We start from the raw sequence: 6,001 nt of genomic DNA on the forward strand, positions 1-6,001 counted from the left end.
TGCCCCAGCTTAGGCGGGGGATGTTGCGGCGTTGTTTCCGGCGACGGCGCTAGTCGCGCACGGTGCTCTGCCGCACCACCAGCTCCGGCTGGAACACGACCTGGCGGGGATCGATCGCTGGGTCAGCTGCCTCCTCGAGGAGAATCTGCACCGCGGTCTCCCCGATGAGCGCGCTCGGCTGGCGAATCGAAGTGAGCGGGAAGACCGTGGCCCGCGCGAAGTCGATGTCGTCGTACCCGATGAGGGCGATCTCGTCTGGCACACGCACGGCAGACCCGTTCATCACGAGTGCCTGCAGCACACCGACGGCGACGAGGTCGTTGGCGGCGAAGATCGCATCGGGTCGATCAGCAGCGGATCGCGCCACGATCTCGAGACCGGCCGTGCGCCCGGCGAGCACGCTGAGGGCATCGACCTCGATCACCTCCAGCTCGACTCCCGGGTGCCGAGCGGCGGTGCGGCGCGCGCCCTCGAGCCGGTCCGTCACCTGGCGAATCGACATCGGCCCCCCGATGAAGGCGACACGGCGGCGGCCGATCGCGACAAGGTGCTCCATGGCGAGGGTGCCGCCGGCGATGTCATCGACGGAGACGGAGCTGAAGCTGGGGTCGGCAGTCGTGCGGTCGACAAGCACGGCGGGAATGCCGCGGTCGCGCAGCAGCCGCAGCCGAGCGGTGATGTCGCCAAGGGGCGAGATGAGAACGCCACGCATGCGCTGCTGCTCGAACAGGTCGAGGTAGACCGCCTCGCGGTCCTCCTTCTCGTCGCTGTTGCCGAGGATGATCGAGTAGCCGGCGCGCATCGCCTCGTCTTCCGCTCCGCGCGCCAGGTCGGTGAAGAACGGGTTGCCGACGTCGAGGATGACGAGGCCGATCGCGGTGCTCCGCCCGGCCCGCAGCTGGCGAGCCGCATCGTTGCGCACGTAGCCAAGCTCGCGGATGGCCTGGTCGACGCGTGCGGCGACCTCTGGTGAGACGCGCTCGCGGGCGTTGAGGACGTTGGATACGGTGCCGACCGAGACGGCGGCACGCGCCGCGACATCCTTGATGCTGACTGCCACTGCCACCTCCTCGTGTCGTCCGCGCTCCCCGCGGTGATTGCTCATCGTAGCGGCGCACGCGTGGAATGTAACGATTCACCGAATTGCCCCCGCGGACTTGACCTCATCGGAACCGCGACCGTAGAGTGCATTCAGTTCACCGTCTTGAAACGTTTCATACCGCACAGCGAGTCCTCACCGCCGAGATCCCGATTGGTACACCGTCAATGTCGACACCACGCACACCGCCAGCGCCGAGCGCGCTAGAGCTGCGCGACGTCGCCAAGGCATTCGGCGCCGTTGTCGCGCTCAGCCGCGGCAGCCTTCGCCTGGAGAACAACTCGATCCACGCCCTCGTCGGCGAGAACGGCGCAGGCAAGTCGACCATCGTCAAGATCATCGCCGGCCTGTACCAGCGCGACGCGGGAGACTTCGAGCTCGCGGGCGAGCCGGTGGACTTTCGCTCCACCGCAGAGTCGAAGGCCGCCGGCATCGCGGTCATCTACCAGGAGCCGACCCTCTTTCCCGATCTCTCTGTGACAGAGAACATCTTCATGGGCCGCCAGCCGACGCTCTCGTTCGGCCGCATCGACCGCAGGCGCATGCGCGACGAGGCACTTGGCCTGTTCTCGCGCCTCGGCGTTCGCATCGACCCTGATCGCCCGACGCTCGGCCTCTCGATCGCCGACCAGCAGATCATCGAGATCGCCAAGGCCATCTCGCTCGACGCCCGCGTGCTCGTCATGGACGAGCCGACCGCCGCCCTCAGCGGCGTCGAGGTCGAGCGGCTCTTCGCCGTCGCCCGCAGCCTGCGCGACGAGGGCCGCGCACTGCTCTTCATCTCCCACCGCTTCGACGAGGTCTTCGACCTCTGCGACACCGTGACGGTCATGCGCGACGGCGCCTACATCTCGACCGGCCCGATCACCGAGACGACCGTCGAGACGATCGTGCGCGAGATGGTCGGCCGCGATGTTGCCACGCTCTTCCCGAAGGAAGAGGCGGTCATCGGTGACGACGTGCTCGTCGTCTCCGGCCTCACCGAGCCGGGCGTCTTCCATGACATCGACTTCACCGTGCGCTCCGGCGAGATCGTCGGCCTGGCCGGTCTCGTCGGCGCGGGCCGCAGTGAGATCGCCCGCGCGATCTTCGGCATCGACCCGTACTCCAGCGGTAGCGTGACGATGAAGGGGCGCCCTCTTGCCAAGCGGAGCCCCAAGGCCGCGATGGATGCCGGACTCGCCCTTGTGCCAGAGGACCGCCGCAAGCAGGGCCTCGTGCTCGAATCCACGGTCGCGGGCAACACGACGCTCGCCATCCGCCGCTCCCTCTCCCGCTTCGGGTTGCTGTTCCGCTCCGCGGAGAACGCGGCGGCGCGCACCTGGGCCAGTCGCCTCGAGGTCAAGGCCGCGTCGCTCGACGTCGAGGCGGGCACCCTCAGTGGCGGCAACCAGCAGAAGGTGGTGCTGGCCAAGTGGCTCGCGACCAACCCGAGCGTGCTCATCATCGACGAGCCGACGCGCGGCATCGATGTGGGAACGAAGGCAGAGGTGCACCGACTGCTGTCGCAGCTCGCGGGGCAGGGCCTCGGCATCCTCATGATCTCGTCAGAGCTGCCGGAGGTGCTCGGCATGGCCGACCGCGTGCTCGTCGTGCACGAGGGCCGCATCACCGCGAACCTCTCGCGCGAGGACGCGACGGCAGAGACCGTCATGTTCGCCGCCACCCACTCGACGGAGGCCGCCAAGTGACCACGACCATGGCACCAGAGACCATCGGCGGCCGCGTGCTGCACGCCCTCGGCGGCTTCGCCAAGGCGCGCGAGACCGGAATCCTGATCGCGCTCGTGCTCGTCGTCGTCGCGGCGACGGCCAAGAACCCGAGCTTCCTGTTCAGTGCCGACGGGTTCCGCGACCTGCTGCTGTCGCCATCCATCCTGCTTCTCGTCGCCATCGGCCAGGCGATCGTGATCATCACCCGCAACGTCGACCTGTCGGTCGGCTCGGTAGTCGGGCTGACGGCCTACCTGACGGGCCGTCTGTTCATCGACGTCCCGGGCATCCCGATCGTGGCCGTCTTCGCGATCGGAATCCTCGCGGGCGGCGTGCTCGGGCTCGTCAACGGTGCCCTCGTCGCGTTCGCGAAGGTGCCGGCACTCGTCATCACCCTCGGAACGCTCTACGCCTACCGCGGCATCAACGTGCTGTGGACGGGCAGCGACCGCATCAACGCGAGCGACATGCCAAAGGAGTTCCTCGGGCTCGGCACCGCGCAGATCCTCTACATTCCGGTGCTGACGATCATCGCCCTCGTGGTGCTCGTCGCCGCGGGCTGGTACCTGCGCAACCAGCGCGCCGGCCGCGAGCTGTACGCCATCGGATCCGACCCGGATGCCGCCAACCTCTACGGCCTGAAGGTCACCCAGCGCGTGCTGCTGGCCTTCGTTCTCAGCGGCGCCCTCGCCGGGCTCGCCGGCGTGCTCTACGCGGCCCGCTACGGCACGGTCAACTCGCAGGTCGGATCCAACTACGAGCTGACCGCGGTCGGCGCCGCGGTCATCGGCGGCGTCGCCATCTTCGGCGGAAGCGGAACCGTCTGGGGTGCCGCGATCGGCGCATACCTGCTGTACACGATCAACCGGGCGCTGCCGATTCTCGGGGTGCAGGACTTCTGGCAGCGCGCCGTCGTCGGCGTGCTCATCATCGGGGCCATCGTGCTCGATCGCGTGCTCGCGCTGCGAACGGCCCGCAAGCTCGCCGAGGCAAGGGATGCCACCAATGACTGACACCGCAACGTCGAGCACCCGCACCTACCCCGACTACGCCAGCCCGTGGTGGCGCCGCGTGCTGCTCACCCGCGAGACCGCGGTGATCGCCGCCCTCGCAATCGTGTGGATCTACGCCTACACGCAGGTGCCGTACTTCGCCGCGCCGATCACCCTCACCTACCTCCTGCTCGACGTCGCGCCGATCCTGCTCATGGCACTGCCGATGACGCTCGTGATCATCACCGGCGAGATCGACCTGTCGGTTGCCAGCGTCGTCGGGCTCTCGAGCGTGCTGCTCGGCACCCTGCACCAGGGCGGGATGCCGATCGAGACGGCCGCGCTCATCGCCATCCTGGTCGGCGCGCTTGCCGGCGCGCTCAACGGCTTCCTCATCACGGTGGTCGGCCTGCCGTCCCTCGCGGTAACCATCGGCACCCTCGCGCTATACCGCGGCCTCGCTGTCGGACTGCTCGGCACCACTGCCGTCACCGACTTCACTGCCGCGTGGAAGGAGTTCGCGAAGTCGAAGCTGTTCGGCACGCCGATCCCGACGATCATCCTGATCTTCGTCATCCTCGCCGTCGCCTTCGCGGTCGTGCTGCACTTCACGTCGTTCGGGCGCGGAATCTACGCGATCGGGCAGAGCGCTGAGACCGCGCGGTTCTCCGGTGTGCGCGTCGAGCAGACCAAGTTCATCCTCTTCGTGCTGAGTGGTGCCGTTGCTGCCCTCGCCGGCATCTACTACACGCTGCGCTTCGGCAGTGCCCGCGGCGACAACGCGGCGGGCATGGAACTCGGCGTCATCGCCGCAGTGCTGCTCGGCGGCGTCTCGATCTTCGGTGGTCGCGGTGCCCTGCACGGCGTCATTGCCGGGGTGCTGCTCATCGGGGCCCTCTCAAGTGCCCTTCGCCTCGCGTCGGTCACCTCCGACGTCATCAACATCATCACGGGAGCACTGCTCATCGCCTCCGTGGTGTCTACAAGCGTCCTGGCCTGGGTGCGCCGCAAGCGCGCCCGCCCAGGCGGAAGAAAACCAGGGTCCCTCGCCGCCGCCAAGGGCTAGGGCCTCAGCCCGCTGATGCAATCACATCGGCACCCACCACTAGTAACAGGGAGAACAATGATGTTGTTTCACACCAAGGCTCGCGCGGGCGTGCTGACGGCTGTCGCCGTCTCGCTGGCGCTCGTCGCCACCGGATGCGCCGCTCCAACCCCGACCGACAACGGCTCCGGCGACGGTGGCGACGCCAACCTCGCCATCACCTTCGTGCCGAAGAACCTCGGCAACGCCTACTTCGACACCTCCGACGCCGGCGGCAAGGAGGCCATCGAAGAATTCGGTGGCACCTACGACGAGCAGGCCCCGGCCACGGGCTCGCCCGACGGCCAGGTCTCGTTCATCAACACGCTCACCCAGCAGGGCGTCGGCGGACTCGTGGTCTCGGCCAACGACCCCACCGCGATCTGCGACGCCCTCAACGAGGCCCGCGATGCCGGCGTCAAGGTTGTCACCTTCGACTCCGACACCGACGCCGAGTGCCGCGACATCTTCATCAACCAGGCAACGAGCGAGGGCATCGCGAAGATCCAGGTCGACCTGATCGCGGAGCAGATCGGCGACGCCGGCGAGATCGCCATCCTGTCGGCCACCGCCAACGCGACGAACCAGAACGCCTGGATCGAGCTCATCAAGACCGACCTCGCAGAGAACCACCCCGACATCACCCTCGTCGAGGTCGTCTACGGCGACGACGACGACCAGACGTCGTTCGACAAGACCGCTGCCCTGCTGCAGACCTACCCCAACCTCAAGGGCATCATCTCCCCGACCACGGTCGGCATCTCTGCGGCGGCCCGCTACCTGCAGACCTCGGAGTTCAAGGGCAAGGTCGCACTGACCGGACTCGGAACCCCGAACCAGATGCGCGACTTCGTCACCGACGGCACCGTCACGGCGTTCGCGTTGTGGAACCCGGCCGACCTCGGCTACCTCGCCGCGTACGCAGCCAAGGCGCTCATCGAGGGTGAGATCACCGGAGCAGAGGGCGACACGTTATCGGCAGGCAAGCTCGGCGACTACACGGTCGGCGAGAACGGCACCGTACTGCTTGGTGACCCGTACACCTTCAACGCAGAGAACATCGGCGACTTCGACTTCTAAGAAGCAGCCCGCTTGACCTCCCGGGCGGAAATTC

The 6,001-nt window shown here is 67.6% G+C and carries 5 protein-coding genes; 4 read left to right on the forward strand and 1 reads right to left on the reverse strand.

Features of this window, described 5'->3' with window-relative positions; genetic code table 11:
* Positions 1–49: 49 nt before the first annotated feature.
* A complete protein-coding gene (locus AC14A7_RS11770; RefSeq protein ID WP_484009256.1) occupies positions 50–1,060 on the reverse strand; it encodes a LacI family DNA-binding transcriptional regulator in 1,011 nt (336 codons plus the stop codon).
* 206 nt (positions 1,061–1,266) lie between these two features.
* Between AC14A7_RS11770 and AC14A7_RS11775 the strand changes: the two genes are divergently transcribed.
* Genes AC14A7_RS11775 through rhaS form a run of 4 tightly spaced genes read left to right on the forward strand, consistent with a single transcriptional unit; the run spans position 1,267 to position 5,967 of the window.
* Positions 1,267–2,790, forward strand: coding sequence for a sugar ABC transporter ATP-binding protein (locus tag AC14A7_RS11775; RefSeq protein ID WP_484009258.1), 1,524 nt, complete (start codon positions 1,267–1,269; stop codon positions 2,788–2,790).
* A gap of 8 nt (positions 2,791–2,798) precedes the next feature.
* Positions 2,799–3,824, forward strand: coding sequence for an ABC transporter permease (locus AC14A7_RS11780; RefSeq protein WP_484009266.1), 1,026 nt, complete (start codon positions 2,799–2,801; stop codon positions 3,822–3,824).
* Positions 3,808–4,869 (forward strand): ABC transporter permease, encoded by a 1,062-nt coding sequence (locus AC14A7_RS11785; RefSeq protein ID WP_484009260.1) that lies wholly within the window; start codon positions 3,808–3,810, stop codon positions 4,867–4,869. The genes AC14A7_RS11780 and AC14A7_RS11785 overlap by 17 nt, the downstream gene beginning before the upstream one ends.
* Positions 4,870–4,929: 60 nt before the next feature.
* Positions 4,930–5,967 carry a rhamnose ABC transporter substrate-binding protein gene (rhaS, locus tag AC14A7_RS11790; protein WP_484009268.1) on the forward strand — a complete coding sequence of 346 codons (1,038 nt, stop codon included), beginning with the start codon at positions 4,930–4,932 and terminating at the stop codon, positions 5,965–5,967.
* Positions 5,968–6,001 lie beyond the last annotated feature (34 nt).

This window comes from Conyzicola sp. (assembly GCF_057073975.1).

Coding starts and splice junctions, on each gene's coding strand:
- AC14A7_RS11775 (WP_484009258.1), top strand. CDS start 1,267: ATGTCGACACCACGCACACCGCCAGCGCCGAGCGCGCTAGAGCTGCGC.
- AC14A7_RS11780 (WP_484009266.1), top strand. CDS start 2,799: ATGGCACCAGAGACCATCGGCGGCCGCGTGCTGCACGCCCTCGGCGGC.
- AC14A7_RS11785 (WP_484009260.1), top strand. CDS start 3,808: ATGCCACCAATGACTGACACCGCAACGTCGAGCACCCGCACCTACCCC.
- rhaS (WP_484009268.1), top strand. CDS start 4,930: ATGTTGTTTCACACCAAGGCTCGCGCGGGCGTGCTGACGGCTGTCGCC.